At 67.3% G+C, this 13251-nt stretch carries 9 protein-coding genes; 4 read left to right on the top strand and 5 right to left on the bottom strand.

From position 1 onward, the window contains the following. Window positions 1-87: 87 nt before the first annotated feature. On the top strand, window positions 88-1233 hold the full coding sequence (locus EV192_RS46330) for a hypothetical protein (protein WP_132125158.1): 1146 nt from the start codon (window positions 88-90) through the stop codon (window positions 1231-1233). A gap of 46 nt (window positions 1234-1279) precedes the next feature. Here EV192_RS46330 and EV192_RS46325 read toward each other — a convergent pair whose 3' ends face one another. Beyond that, window positions 1280-3361, bottom strand: a complete 2082-nt coding sequence (locus EV192_RS46325; RefSeq protein WP_132125157.1) for a putative Ig domain-containing protein — start codon at window positions 3359-3361, stop codon at window positions 1280-1282. Window positions 3362-3658: 297 nt separating this feature from the next. Here EV192_RS46325 and EV192_RS46320 point away from each other — a divergent pair, with 297 nt between their 5' ends. Beyond that, window positions 3659-7717, top strand: coding sequence for a beta-galactosidase (locus EV192_RS46320; RefSeq protein WP_132125156.1), 4059 nt, complete (start codon window positions 3659-3661; stop codon window positions 7715-7717). Here the strand turns inward: EV192_RS46320 and EV192_RS46315 are convergent. Next, entirely contained in the window at window positions 7692-8018 is a 327-nt protein-coding gene (locus tag EV192_RS46315; RefSeq protein ID WP_132125345.1) for a hypothetical protein, read from the bottom strand. The genes EV192_RS46320 and EV192_RS46315 overlap by 26 nt on opposite strands. Before the next feature lie 88 nt (window positions 8019-8106). On the opposite strand from EV192_RS46315, the gene EV192_RS46310 reads away from it, so the two are divergent. Then, window positions 8107-8742 carry a TetR/AcrR family transcriptional regulator gene (locus tag EV192_RS46310; protein WP_132125155.1) on the top strand — a complete coding sequence of 212 codons (636 nt, stop codon included), beginning with the start codon at window positions 8107-8109 and terminating at the stop codon, window positions 8740-8742. Here the strand turns inward: EV192_RS46310 and EV192_RS46305 are convergent. Further along, complete coding sequence (locus EV192_RS46305) at window positions 8734-9675, bottom strand: GNAT family N-acetyltransferase (RefSeq protein ID WP_132125154.1); 942 nt, start codon at window positions 9673-9675, stop codon at window positions 8734-8736. The two genes, EV192_RS46310 and EV192_RS46305, sit on opposite strands and share 9 nt — an antisense overlap. A 47-nt stretch (window positions 9676-9722) precedes the next feature. Next, window positions 9723-10700, bottom strand: a complete 978-nt coding sequence (locus EV192_RS46300) for an NAD(P)-dependent alcohol dehydrogenase (protein ID WP_132125153.1) — start codon at window positions 10698-10700, stop codon at window positions 9723-9725. A 100-nt stretch (window positions 10701-10800) separates the two neighbouring features. On the opposite strand from EV192_RS46300, the gene EV192_RS46295 reads away from it, so the two are divergent. Further along, entirely contained in the window at window positions 10801-11490 is a 690-nt protein-coding gene (locus EV192_RS46295; protein ID WP_132125152.1) for a TetR/AcrR family transcriptional regulator C-terminal domain-containing protein, read from the top strand. Window positions 11491-11892: 402 nt separating this feature from the next. Here the strand turns inward: EV192_RS46295 and EV192_RS46290 are convergent, their stop codons facing one another. Then, a complete protein-coding gene (locus tag EV192_RS46290) occupies window positions 11893-13125 on the bottom strand; it encodes an HNH endonuclease signature motif containing protein (protein WP_132125151.1) in 1233 nt (410 codons plus the stop codon). Between the last annotated feature and the right edge of the window lie 126 nt (window positions 13126-13251).

The raw sequence follows: 13251 nt of genomic DNA, 5'->3' as shown, positions 1-13251 counted from the left end.
GACAACCTGGGCACTCCAGGTGACGGACTGGTATACCGGGCCGTGACCTACTGGCAAGTAGTCAGCGGGGCGGTAGGAGGTGCCACGATGAGTCACGGCAAGGGGCGGCAGGGCCGAAACACAGGCAAACACAGACGTCAAAGGCAAGCGACACGGGCCGCCGGCCCGAAGTACGCCCTGCCGGCCATGGTGGTCGGCGGCGCGGTGGCCGCCGGCACCCTGTTCGCCCAGCTCACACCCGGCTCGGAAAGCCTAGTCACGCCGTTGTCGCTGGGCCCGGACACGACGGTGGCAGTGCTTCCGTCCGCGGCGATGTCCCGGCAGGTCGTACCAGCGACTCAGCCCGGCGGCGAGAGCAAGGACCAGACGGCGTCGAGCGGCAAAGCGGCGGTGAGCGATCTGGCCAGCCCGCCCAAGGTGGCTCAACATCCCGATGCCGACAGCCAGTCCGGACCGGTGCGGACGGCAGTTCTCGGCGGGTCGGCCGGGCGGGTTCAGTTGGTCGCACACGCCCTGCCGGCAGCCGAGGCATTGCCGACCGCGGCCACGGAACCGCTGGCGGCCCGGGTCGAGGCGCTTCCAGCCAAGCAGCCGGCGCGGCGAAATGGGCCTGTGGCGACTGAGTTCGCCGCCGTGGACACTCCATCCCAAAAGGCCCCACGGGCCAAGGCCACTTCGCCGGCCACAGGCCTGGACGACCTGGTTCCGTTCGGGATCGACACGGGCAAGCAGATCGGCAAGACCCTGGGTGGCTTGGCCGGCCAAACCGCCGGTGGGCTTGCTGGCCGTATCGCCGGAACCCTGACCGGCAACGACCCCGACGCGGCTCAACAAGCGGGTGCGGAAGCCGGCCGTCAGTTCGGCGAGCAGGCCGGCGGCCAGGCGGGCGCGGTTGCGGGTGGCGCAGCGGCCGGAGGTGTCACCGGCGCCATCGGTGGTGCCACGGGAACCGCCACCGGCACCGCCAAAACCACGAGTGACATCGGCCGTTCGGTCGGCGGAAGTGTCGGCGGCGCTGTGGGGCAGGCCACTGGGTCAGCTGCGGGAAGTGCCGCCGCGGGCGCCATTTCACCGGCTTTGGCCCCGATTGGCGGCACTGTCGGCGGTGCGATCGGCGGAGCCGTTGGCCAGGAGGGCGGCGCGTTCGCCGGAGCGACGCTCGGCGGGGCCGTTGGCGGTGCCTACGACGGTGCCGTCGCGGGCCTTGGTGACGGGTTCGACTGGTTCGCGTGAACCAGGGCCAGGTGTCCGGCACGGAGTGCCGGACACCTGGGATTTCTCAGCCTTCCACGCGGTGGTTGGCCCAGAAGGACGTCAGGTCCGTCGAGCCGGCCGCCGCCTGGGCCGCGGCCTTGAATTCGGCCACTGTGGACACTCCGTACCAGTGCGACTGGGCGTAGGACTTCAACAGGTTGGCCATTGTCGTGTCACCGAGGAGACGGCGCAGGTCGTGCAGGGTGCACTTGCCGTAGCCGTAGATCACTGTGCTGTACCGGGACGAGTGGGCGTCCCAGTAGCCCATGTTGTTGGTCAGCTTCTCCGCGCTGGACTGCCAGGTGATGCCGCAGCCCGCGCCGGTGATCCCGTTGTACAGGTCGGTGGCGTAGTCGGTGAAGCCCTCGTCCAGCCAGGGAGTGCTGTACTCGTCGTCGCCGACGATGCCGTAGAACCACTGGTGGGCCAGTTCGTGCGCGAGTGCCGTGGACGACACGACGTCGAGCACGAAGCCCGGGTACTCCATGCCGCCGAACCAGAAGTTGTTGTCCAGCACCACGTCCGCCTCGCCGTACGGGTAGTCGCCGAAGCGTCCGGAGTGGACGTCCAGGGCGTTCGTCGCGGTGCTGAGCATGGACTGGGCGTTGCCGCTGCTGATCCCGCTCGTGGAGTAGACGTTCACCACGAAGCCCTTGCTGGACGTGCCGGTGATCTTGGTGAACGGACCGGTGGCCCACGCGAAGTCGCGGACGTTGTTGGCGATCGCGTGCGTGGTCGTCGTGCCGCCGCTGGTGGTCTCCGTCGACTTGCCGGACGCCGGGGTCGGCAGGGCCGTCGGGTGGGCCAGGGTGACGTCGAAGTTGCTGATCACCGTGTAGAACGACTCACCGTTGTTGGTGTACGGGTCGAGATGCCAGCCCGCGGTGTCGCGGATCGCCAGGACGGGCAACGCGTTGCCGATGAAGTTGTTCGGGCCGTCGTGGCCGAACCGGTCCGCGCCGCTGGGCACCACGATGCCCAGGTTGAAGCCGATGGTGGCGGACTGGCCCTGGTTGAGCGGGGTGGGCAGGGTGATCTTCATGGCCGTGCAGTTCACCGACAACGGCGACGCGGTGCCGCCGGTGACGTTGGTGACCGTGATCGGCGTCTGTGGGCACGAGCCGTGGAAGTTGTCCCACAGCCGCAGGTAGACCTCGGGCAACGGGGTCGACGAGGCGTTGGTGAACGACACCGACTCGGTGCCGGTCCAGGTGTCCCCGGTGCTGTTCGACGACAGGTTTACAGTGTAAGAAGGACTGCTCGGCGTGCGCGTGCCGTCCGAGCCGCCGGACGTGACGGTCCACGAGAACGTGGCAGACCCGGTGTGGCCGCCGGGATCCCGTGCGGTCACCGTGGCCGACGAACTGCCGGCCGCGCTCGGCGTCCCCGAGATCAGGCCGGTGGTGGCGTTGATCGACAGGCCGGCGGGCAGGCCGGTCGCCGAGTACGTGAGGCTGTCGCCCTGCGGGTCGGACGCCTGGATCTGCAGGCTCGCCGCCTGTCCGACGGTGCCGCTCTGCGGGCCGGGGTTGGTCACGGTCGGGCTCTGGTTGCCGGAGCCGCCCGTGGTGGTCAACGCGATGTCGTCGACGACGAAGTCGGTGGAGAGGCTGGCGTCCTCCACACCGGTGAACTTCAGTGTGACGGTCTGGCCGAGGAACGGGGTGGCGTCGATCGTGCGCTGTTGGTATCCGGTGGCCTTGTCCAAATTCGAATAACTGGCCACGGTGGTCGAACCAATTTGCGCGACCAATGTGTCGAATTTGGTCGTTGTGGTCGTTTCGTCGGAATCAATGTGCAGCCAGTAGGTGAGCGACGCCGACGTGCACCCGGCCGGCAGCGTCACCGACTGGGACACCGTGTCCGTGTGCGCGCTGCCGTACCCGTCCAGCCAGCCCATCTGCGTCCCGCCGTGGGCGGGCTGCTGTGCGGTGGCGGTCGAGACAACGCCGCTGGTGGCGGTCCACCCGGACGAACCACTTTCGAACCCGCCGTTGGCGATCACCTGGTCACCGCAGGCGGCGGCGGTCGCGGCGGGGGCTGTGGCCGCGACCGACGCCAGTCCCAAGGCGAGCAGGATCGCGAATGCTAACGGTCTCCGTTTCATCGGCCGACCTTTCCAAGACAATTGCAGGGCAGGAAAAGCGTGACCGCCGGCATGAATTCGTTCAACGCTATGTTTTTGCCTGTTAACCGCCATCTCTCGCGTTGACCAGGGGATACGGCGCGGTCCGAGGCATCCAGGGCGGCCATAGGGCCGTCTTATGACCGCGGCCGAATGGCGGAATACCGCCGCGATGTTCGATTTTGTTGAATCGGGCTGCTTGACTGTGTCTACTCTTGCTGGTTACTGTCCGAATACTGTTGGTCACTGTCGCTCAACGGAACACGGGAGGGCTGGCGCATGGGCGCGGCTCGATGGTCGGCGTGGACACGACAAGCGCTCAGGGCGGCTGTGGCGGCGCTGCTCCTGCTCCTCGGGACGGCGGTGCCGACCGGTGCCGCCCCGACAGCGGCACAGCCTGCCGGCCATACGGTCAGCTACGACGGTTACTCGTTCATGATCGACGGGCAACGCACCTACCTGTGGTCGGGCGAGTTCCACTACTGGCGGTTACCGAGCCCGGGGCTGTGGCGGGACGTGCTGGAGAAGATGAAGGCCGGCGGGTTCAACGCGGTGTCCATCTACTTCGACTGGGGCTTCCACTCGCCGGCGCCAGGGGTCTACGACTTCACCGGGATCCGCGACATGGACCGGCTCCTGGACATCGCCCGGGACGTCGGGATCTACGTGATCGCCCGGCCCGGCCCGTACATCAACGCCGAAACCGACTCCGGTGGCTTCCCGGGCTGGCTGACCACCCAGCCCGGCCGGGCGCGCAGCACGGCCCCGGACTACCTGGCCGCGGCGGACGAGTGGCTGTCGAAGATCGACCCGATCCTGGCGCGCCACCAGCTCACCAACGGCACCGGCTCGGTGATCCTCTACCAGGTCGAGAACGAGTTCTACGACCCGTCCGGCCCAGCCCGCGACTACATGACCCACCTGGAGCGCAAGGCGCAGGCCGACGGCATCACAGTTCCGTTGACGGGCAACCACAACGGCACGTTCTCCAGCGGCGCGGGCGCCCTGGACGTCGACGGCCCGGACTCCTACCCGCAGGGCTTCAACTGTTCCAACCCGACGGCGTGGCACGGCCTCAGCGACATCACCTACGCGCGGGTCGAGGGGAAGCCGTTGTACTCCCCGGAGTTCCAGGGCGGTTCGTTCGACCCGTGGGGCGGACCGGGCTACGACAAGTGCCGCCAGCTCACCGGCCCTGACTTCGTGAACGTGTTCTACAAGAACAACATCGCGGTCGGGGCGACCGCGCAGAGCTTCTACATGACGTACGGCGGCACGTCCTGGGGCTGGCTGGCCGACCCGAGCCAGGTGTACACGTCCTACGACTACGGCGCACCGATCACCGAGTCACGCCAGCTCGGCCCGAAATACGACGCGGACAAGCGGATCGGCTACTTCACCCAGGCGGTGGCGCCGCTCGCCAAGACCGACCAGCTCGCCGTGACCGCGCCCAGTTCCGCGGCGGTGGTGGACACCGCCCGGATCAACCCGGACGACCACACACAGTTCCACACGCTCCGGCACAGCGACCCGACGTCCACGTCCACCGACGACACGCACATCGCCATCGACCTCGGCGCCCGCTCGACCTACACGCACGACGACGTGGCGGCCGAGTTGGCGTACAGCGGAACCTGGAGCCATGTCGGGCCCGAGCAGAACTACACCAGCGGGGACTTCCGGCACACCGAGTCGTTCAGCCAGGTCGCGGGCGACTCCGTGACCGTGCCGTTCACCGGCACCGGCGTGCGGTGGGTGTCGTCGAAGGACCCGAGCCACGGCGTCGCCGACGTCTACCTCGACGGCACCAAAGTGGCCACTGTGGACGGATACGCCCCGAACAAGGTGTTCCAGCAGGTGTTGTACGCGGCCAGCGGCCTGGCCGACACCCAGCACACGCTGCGGATCGTGGTGACCGGTCAGCGCAACCCCCGTGGCACCGCGCCGTTCGTGGTCGTGGACGCGGTCGACGTGCCACCCACCGGTTCCGTGTACTACCCGTCAGTGCCGCAGCAGCCCGGGACGGCCATCACGTTGGCCGGTCGGGATTCCAAGATCCTGGTCGCCGGCTACCAGATGGGGGACCAGCGGCTGCGGTACTCCACGTCGGAGATCATGACCCACGCCCAGATCGGCGCCCAGGACGTCGCGTTGCTGTACGGGCGGGCCGGTCAGGCCGGCGAGACCGTCCTGCAGTACGACACCAAGCCGACGGTCACCGTTCTCGACGGCTCGGTAGAGTCCACATGGGACGCCGACCGCGGCGACCTGCGGTTGAACTACACGCACACCGGGCTGGCGCGAGTCCTTGTGACAGGCGGAAAGCGTCCGCTGCTGCTCCTGCTGGGCACCGACGAGACCGCGAGCACGTTCTGGCGTCAGGACACAGCATCCGGTCCCATTCTGGTGCGCGGACCGTCTTTGGTTCGTAGTGCCAACGGACTAGCACTGACGGGTGACACAACGGCCGCAGGTGATCTGGAGGTCTTCGCCGCGCAAAGCGGGGATGTGCGGTGGAACGGCGTGCGGGTGGCCACGCAACAGACGGCCAGCGGCAGCAGACTGGGGAGGCTGGGCGGTCCCGCGCCCGTGACGCTACCGGCGTTGACGTCGTGGCGGTACAAGGCCGAATCGCCGGAAGCGCAGCCCGGGTTCGACGACTCGCGATGGCAGGTGGCGACGAAGACCAGTTCGCCCAGCACGACCGCGCCCGGCACGTTGCCCGTCCTGTTCGCCGACGACTACGGGTTCCACTACGGCGATGTCTGGTACCGAGGCCGATTCCGGGGCACCGGCAAGGAAACCGGGATCACGTTGGCCGCCAACACCGGTCGCGCGGGCGCGTGGTCGGTCTGGTTGAACGGCACGTTCCTCGGCACGTCGAACACCGCCCGCAACACGTTCACGTTCCCCGCCGCTTTGGCGGGCAAGGACAACGTGGTGTCGGTGCTCGTGGAGAACATGGGACACAACGAGGACTACGGTTCCAACGACACCCACAAGGAGGCGCGTGGCCTCACCGGCGCTGTGCTGACCGGCGCGCCGCTGACCGCACTCACCTGGCGGATCCAGGGGCAGCAGGGGAGTGACCCGGTTCGGGGGCCGATGAACAACGGCGGGCTGTTCGGCGAGCGGGCCGGCTGGTCGCAGCCGGGCTTCCCGGACGGTTCGTGGCAGCCGGCCACGTTGCCGAACACTGACCGAACGCCGGGTGTGGCCTGGTATCGCACGACGGCGAACCTGGATCTGCCGCGCGGCCAGGACACTTCGGTGGGGATCAGGATCGACGACGACCCCGCACGGCACTATCGCGCGCAGATCTTCGTCAACGGTTGGCAATTAGGCAGGTACGTCAACGACCTCGGCCCGCAGCACAGCTTCCCGATCCCGACCGGGATCCTGAAACCCAACGGCGCCAACACGATCGCGATCGCGGTGTGGAACACCGACGGGACCGGCGGCTTGGGCAAGGTCAGCCTGGAGTCGTACGGCACCCAGGCGACCGGCCTGCAAGTGCCCACAGTGGAGAGTCCGCGATACGACCCTTTTCAGCACATCCCGGCCCTGAATCTGCTCGGTGTGTCCGCCACCGCGCCGAACACGGTCGAGCCGGGGCAGGTCGTGGACGTCTCCGCCCAGGTGAGTGCCGTGCTGCCGGTGGCCGGCGTGACAACCGACCTGGCACTGCCGGCCGGCTGGACCGCCGTGCCCACGTCACCCACAAAACTGCGGTGGCTGCTGCCCGGCCGACCTGCCACCGTGAGCTGGCGGGTCACCGTCCCGGCCAGCGCGGTCGCCCAACCCCAACCGCTGTCTGTGTCCGCGCACCTCGGCCGGTTCTCGGCGACCGACACCCGGATCGTCCGCGGCCTGCCTGTGCCACCTACAACCACAAGCCTGGCCAGCGCATTGCCGTTCCTCACGGCCACCAACGGCTGGGGACCAGCGGAACGCGACACGAGCAACGGTGAGAACGGAGCAGGCGACGGCCGCCCGATCACCCTCCGCGGCACCGTCCACCCGAAGGGCCTGGGCGCGCACGCCGACAGCGATATCGGCCTCTACCTGGCCGGACACTGTTCCCGGTTCACGGCCACGGTCGGCGTGGACGACGAAACCCACGGCGGCGGAAGCGTGACCTTCGCCGTGGTTGCCGACGGGACAACGGTCTACACGTCACCCACGCTCACCGGCACCTCCGCGCCGCTGGCGGTGGACGTCCCGCTCGCGGGTGCGCAGGTGGTCGACCTGGTGGTCGGTGCCGCGGGCGACGGGAACGGTCTGGACCACGCCGACTGGGCGGACGCCCAGGTCACCTGTTCTCCAGGCGAACGGTGATGGTGACGCGGCCCTTCTCGTCCCGCTGGGTGATCGCGTGGCCCAGGTGATCGGTCCCGTCCAGTTCCAGCGAGATCGGGCCGCCTTCGCCCAGGAAGTTGCGCCACCAGTTCTTGAGGTCGGGCATGGCGACACCGATCGTGACGACGTCGCCTACTCGTCGGTAGGCGACAGGTGTGCTGAAGGTGCGCCCGGAACGCCGGCCGGTGTACGTCACCATCGTGATGCGCTTGCGCACCATCCGGCCCCACCGGGGCGAGTTCCGCAGACCCGCCACGAAACTGTTGAAACGACTGACCATCTGCCGGGGCAGCGTGTTTTGGTTTGCCACCCGTCCACGGTAGCGGGAGAAGTGGAGTGGTCCATCCACTTGGTCTAAAGTGAGAGACATGAGTGCCGACGTGTCTCGCATCCGGTTGCGCGTCGACGCGCGGCAGAACCGGGACCGGATCGTCGAGGTCGCGCGGCGGCTGTTCGCCGAACGCGGGCTTGACGTGCCGATGGCGGCGATCGCGCGGCACGCCGGTGTCGGGGTCGCGACGCTCTACCGCCGCTTCCCGACGAAGGAGTCGTTGGTCAAGGAGGTGTTCGCCGAGCAGTTCGCGGAGTGTGTGTCCGTTGTGGACGACGCGTTGGCCGATCCAGACCCGTGGCGGGGGTTCTGTACCGTCATCGAGAAGGTGACTGTCATGCACGCCGTTGACCGGGGTTTTTGCGCGGCTTTCGGTGAAGCGGTGGACTTCGAACAGGAACGCGACCGAGGCCTGCGCGGTTTCGCCGATCTTGTGCGGCGCGCCAAGGAGACCGGTCAGCTGCGGGCCGATTTCGTGCCCGGCGACGTGACGCTGGTGTTCAAGGCCAACGGTGGCCTGGCCGCTGACTCGGTGGAAGCGGCGGTGGCCGCGTCGCGGCGGCTTGTCGCCTACCTGCTCGAAGCCTTTCGGGGCGACCGCACGGATCCGGTCATCCCGTTGCCTCCGCCCGCCCCGCTCTCGTTGGGAGACATCGCCCACTTGTCATCGTGAGCCGGCGACGTCCTGCTGGTAGATGTTCACCCGGTAGGCGGCGGTCATGCCCAGTGACTCGTACAGGCGGTAGGCGCCCGTCGGGTTGGTGGTGTCCACGCCGAGCCCGACAGCGGTCCGGCCCTGCTCGGCGTACCCGGCGAACGCGGTCGACAACAGCGCGGTGGCCAGCCCGCGTCCCCGATGGTCCGGCAGGACACCGAGCCATTTGACCCAGCCCTCGTTCTTGTCGGCGGACTGGTTCGACGACAGCAGGACCCCGGCCAGTGCGCCATTGTCGGCCTCGGCCACCAGGCACTCCGCCCACAGGATGTTCGGCGCGGCCGCCAGTTCGTCCACAGTGCTCTGGAAGGCTTGGGCGGTGTCGGCGAACGCGACTCGCAGGATCTCGTGACAGTCAGGCAGTTCGGCAGTACGCAATTCACGTACGGTGTAACCCGGTACAGGCGTGGGCTTTTGCTCGTTCCCGGTCAGTGGCCGGGTCATCCGGGCCTGCTGCCGCTCGAACGCGAAGCCGGCGTCGGTGAGCACCTGGATGTACTGCGTCTCGGTCGGTATCGCGCCGGCCTTGGCCGTCACCTGCGGCCGGCCGGCGGCGCGTTCGGCGAGTCGGCCGAGGAGCAGGTCGATCAGCGTCGCCTGGACTGCGGAATCCTGGCCGGGATGGGCGTACGCCTCGCAGAACACTTCGTCGGCGTCCGCCGAGGGCGCGTCCAGGTAGCCCCATCCCGCCAGCCGGCCCTGCCCGTCACGCACCAGCCAGGAGTCCGCGGCCGGGTCGAAGCCCGGCGCGGTCAGCGCGGCCACCACTTCGGACTCGTCGAAGTCGGGGAACCCCACCGCGGCGACATCGCTGGCGTGGACCAGCGCCAGGATCTCCGGCACGTGGGCGAGGGCGGGACGCTCGGTCCGGTAACCATCGGGAAGAGGCACGGAGACAGTGAAGTCCACGCGGGCTGGGACGGTCCAACCAATATCGGTCAGACTGTGACCACGACCTTGCCCTGGGTGTGCCCCTGTTCCTGGTAGGCGACGGCGGACTGGATCTCCTCGAAGGGGTAGCACCGGTCGATGACCGGAGTGACCTTGCCGTCCTCGATGAGCGTGCTCACCATCGTGAGGTGCTGAGTTGTCCGCATCGCCTTGACTGCGTCGATAGCCCCGACACGCTGGGACACCATGGGCGCGGTGGCCATCGTCGACAGGAGGTGACCGACCGGTTGGAGCCATCGCCCGGCCTTGCCGCCGATGGAGACGAATGTCCCTTTGGGAGTCATCGCGCGCCGGCATGCTCGCACTGAACGGCTGCCCGCGATGTCCAGCAAGAGGTCGTATCGCTGGTCGGTACGCGTGAAGTCCTCCTTGCCGTAGTCGATCGCGTCGTGGGCGCCGATGGACCGAACCAGATCGGTGTTACGACCGCTACAGACGCCGATGACGATCGCGTCCAAAGCCCGCGCGATCTGCACGGCGAACGTGCCGACACCGCCCGCGGCACCGTTGACCAGGACCTTCTGTCCTGGCTGGATCTTGCCGACGTCGCGCAGGCCCAGCAGGGCGCTGACGGCCGCCATCGGCACCGCCGCAGCCTGTTCGTAGGACAGGTTCTTCGGCTTCGACACCAGCAGGTCTTCCGGGACCGTGACGTATTCGGCGAAGCCGCCCTGCTCCCGCAGCGCGAACACGTCGTCGCCGGGCTGCCAACGGGTGACCGCCTTGCCGACCGCCTCGACCTGGCCGGCCATGTCGCAGCCGAGGATGGGCATCTTCGGGCGACGTAACCCGAGGCCACTGGGCATCAGGCGGGCGATGTACGGCTCGCCTTTCATGAAGTGCCAGTCGTACGGGTTGACGGACGTCGCGCGTACCCGGACCAGGACCTCGTTGTCGGCGGGACTGGGTGTGTCGATCTCCCTGAGCTCGGCCGAACCGTAGGACCGCAGGACGTAGGCCTTCATCTAGCTCCCCTTACGTTGTAAGTCGTACAACGTAAGATAGCCGTACACCGTAAGACAGGTCAATACCTCAGCCTTACCTTGTAAGATCATCAAGGTGACCATGCCCGAACCAGAGCCCCGGGTGCCGCTTACCCGCGACCGAGTGCTACACGCCGCGGTGGCCCTCGCCGACAACCAGGGCCTCGGCTCGGTCACCATGCGCCGCCTGGCCGAAGCGGTCGGCGCGGAGGCAATGTCCCTCTACTACCATGTGGCCAACAAAGAAGACGTCCTCGACGGCCTCACAACGGTGATCGCCCGGGAGATCAACGACACCGTCGACAAGCTCGACCTGCCCGCCCACGGCGCCAACTGGAAGAACGCGGTGCGCCACCGAATCCTGTCGGCCCGCGAAGTCCTCCTCCGCCACCCCTGGGCCCCCAGCGTCTTCGAGACCCGCACAACGACAAGCCCAGAAGTCCTCAAGTACTACGACGGCCTACTCGCCCTGATGAGAGCCGGCGGCTTCTCCTACGACCTGGCCCACCACGCCCTGCACGCCCTAGGCAGCCGAGCCCTCGGCTTCACCCAAGAACTCTTCGACCCCTCCACCGGCCCCACCACCCCCGAAGAAACAGCAGCCATCCTCGCCAACCTCGCCGACAACCTCCCCCACCTAGCCGCCATGATGGCCGACATAGTCCACAACGACCCCACCTCCACCCTCGGCTGGTGCGACGACAAAGCCGAATTCGAATTCGGCCTGGACCTGATCCTCAACGGCCTGGATGGCCTTCGCGACTCCTTCTGACCATGATTTCGCTGCGGTTCCTTGAATTCGCTCTTTGGTTTTCCGGACTGAAAAGATTGTTCGCTCGCCGCTCAGGCAGGCCGCCAAGAGGGAGTCCTTTGTTGGGTGTTGCTGGTTGTTTTAGTTGTCTTGGTCGTAGGGTCTCCCTCCCGTATGGCCTGCCCAAGGGAATCATATCTGGCACGTGGTGTCCGGCTTGGGTTTCGGTCCGTATGGCTCCCGCTTGTTGCTGATTTCCGTAGGCGGACCGGACGGCTATCGAAGGTTCGGACACCACGTGCCAGATATGATTGGCTGCGCCCAGGCCATACGGGAGGGAGACCCCACTCCAGTCTGGGGTGTGTTGCGCGGGCACGCGCTTTTCCCGGTTGCGGGCGTGATTCGCTGGCGCGGCTAGGTGAATCATGCCGTCCTCGGGAGGGGGCCGTGGATGTGGTTGCGTCTGGGGGTGCGTGACGGGTCCACATATGCTGGGGGAATGAATTGGGGTCTGCCGTTGACCATTTCTGCTTGCCAGTCACTATGGTGGATCAATCGGTGGTGATGCTGGCAGAGGAGCGCTAGATTTTTCAGCTTGGTCGGGCCGCCTTTTCGCCATTCGAGGACGTGGTGTGAGTCGCATACGTTGGAGGGTCGGTCGCACGCGGGGAAGCTGCATCCTCGGTCGCGGAGGACTAGTGCGCGGCGGATGTGGGCTGGGGTGGTGTAGGCCGGGACGGCCACATCCAATGGTTGGGAGTCGGTGCCGAGGACGGCGGGGATGATCCTCGCGTCGCAGGCGAGGCGGCGGGCGTCGCGGGCGGTGAGCGAGGTGTTGTCGGTGAGGACCGCGTTGTCGAGGGCGTGTTGCAGTTCTTGGTAGGTGATGGTGACCGCGACTTCGGTCCTGACTCCGTTGTGGGTGGGCAGGTCCGGGCTGTGGGCGGCCATCTTCAGCACGTCGGCGAAGGCATCACCGGCCCGTTCGGCATAGCCCCGGGTGTCGTTGCCTTCCGGGTGCGGCTTCTCGAACGGCTTGAGGAGGTTCTCGAACAGCTGGGCTGACTCAAGGTCGAGGTGACCCTTAAATTCCAGGGTGCCGTCCCGGCGGATATGCCGCCGCAGCATCCGCTCCGGCCGCTTGGGTTCATCGTCGGTGGGTGGTGGGCCGTCGGGGTCGACGATGTCGCGGACTCGGGTGGCGAATCGGGTCAGGGCTTTCGGGTCATCCTCAGCGGCCCGGTCCAGCATCACTTGCTCGGCGGTGGCCCGCTGTTCGGTGTCCAGGTGCGGTAGGTCGGCCAGGGTCTTGCGGATGACGTCCACGTGTTCGGACCCGACTTCGCCGCGCGCGAGCGCCTGGGAGGTCTGCGGCAGCACCGGGTCGATCACCGATCCGGTGGGTGTGGTGGTGGGGTGGAGGTCGTTGGCTTGGGCGAGGCGGTGTCGGGCGTCGGCGCGGCTGATGCGCAGGGTGTGCATCAGTAGTGCGGGGGTGTTGGAGTAGCCGATTTTGGTGGCAACTCCGCGATTATCCAATTCAGACAGCAGGTGGACAGATTCGGCGTATGCTTGCCGTAGGCGGGTTTCCGCAGCCGTGGCGGCATCGAGCAGCTCAGCGTCGCTGATCTGCCACATGGGGCCTGCGTTGGACATACCCTCATTCTATCTGAAGAACGGCGTAACTAGTGCTGCATAATCTGTTTCACCCGATAGTGGTGGCCCAGAGTGGTGTCTCCCTCCCGTATGGCCTGGGCGGAGCCAATCATATCTGGCAGGCGG

Origin of the sequence: Actinocrispum wychmicini (assembly GCF_004345645.1) — a bacterium.
GTDB classification, from domain to species: Bacteria; Actinomycetota; Actinomycetes; order Mycobacteriales; family Pseudonocardiaceae; genus Kibdelosporangium; species Kibdelosporangium wychmicini.
The sequence above is the reverse complement of the archived record's forward strand: the minus strand, read 5'-3'. Positions and strand labels throughout refer to the sequence as shown.